The sequence below is a fragment of the Bradyrhizobium pachyrhizi genome (genome assembly GCF_001189245.1).
Lineage (GTDB): Bacteria > Pseudomonadota > Alphaproteobacteria > Rhizobiales > Xanthobacteraceae > Bradyrhizobium > Bradyrhizobium pachyrhizi.
This window is the reverse complement of sequence record NZ_LFIQ01000094.1, coordinates 7,189-7,512: the sequence shown is the minus strand read 5'-3', so window position 1 is coordinate 7,512 and position 324 is coordinate 7,189. Positions and strand designations below refer to the sequence as shown.

Below are 324 nucleotides of genomic sequence, written 5' to 3'. Positions count from 1 at the left end.
GCCGGCGATGATCGCAGCGGGCGCCGTCGTCACCGTGCAGGGGCCGGATGGCCGGCGGGACATCAAGGTTGAGGATGTGCCGGCCGGACCTGGCCGCACCAACCTCAAGCCGGGCGAGATCCTGGTCAGCTTCACCTTGCCGCCGCGGCCGAAAGGCTCGGGTGACGCCTACCTGCGGATGATCCCGCGCACCGAGATGGATATCGCGGTGGTCGGCATCGGCGTCAGCCTGACCTTGAAGGATGGCGTCTGCACCGCGGCCCGTGTCGGCCTCGGCGCGGTGGCGCCGACCGCGCTGCTGGTTCAGCCTGCCGCGCAGGCGCT

The 324-nt window shown here is 71.3% G+C and carries 1 protein-coding gene; it reads left to right on the top strand.

Features of this window, described 5'->3' with window-relative positions; all coding sequences use genetic code 11:
• The coding region (locus tag AKL29_RS45425) for an FAD binding domain-containing protein (protein ID WP_244482356.1) at window positions 1-324 on the top strand (324 nt) is incomplete at both ends.